The organism is Pseudomonas onubensis (assembly GCF_965653655.1).
Lineage (GTDB): Bacteria > Pseudomonadota > Gammaproteobacteria > Pseudomonadales > Pseudomonadaceae > Aquipseudomonas.
Genome location: NZ_CBFHAZ010000281.1, coordinates 1 through 446 on the forward strand (window position 1 = coordinate 1; position 446 = coordinate 446).

Consider the following 446-nt stretch of genomic DNA (forward strand, 5'->3'; position numbering starts at 1 on the left):
GATTACTACCCACCAGCCCTGCAAACGAAAATTGACGAACTTAACGGCTGGATTTATGACACCGTTAACAACGGCGTGTATAAAGCTGGTTTTGCCACCAGCCAGCAAGCCTACGACGAGGCGGTGGCGAAAGTGTTTGAATCGCTGGCGCGACTGGAGCAGATTTTAGGCCAGCATCGTTACCTGACCGGCAACCAGCTAACCGAAGCCGATATTCGCCTGTGGACTACGCTGGTGCGTTTTGATCCAGTGTATGTGACCCACTTCAAGTGTGATAAGCACCGCATCAGCGATTACCTGAATCTGTATGGCTTCCTGCGCGATATCTACCAGATGCCGGGGATCGCCGAAACTGTCAATTTCGATCACATCCGTAATCATTACTTCCGCAGCCATAAGACCATCAACCCTACGGGGATTATTTCAATTGGTCCGTGGCAGGATCT

Annotated in this window: 1 pseudogene; it reads left to right on the forward strand. The window is 50.9% G+C overall.

Annotated elements, in window-relative coordinates:
- A pseudogene (gene yqjG, locus ACTD9P_RS29960) lies at nt 1–446 on the forward strand (glutathionyl-hydroquinone reductase YqjG); the annotation flags it as partial.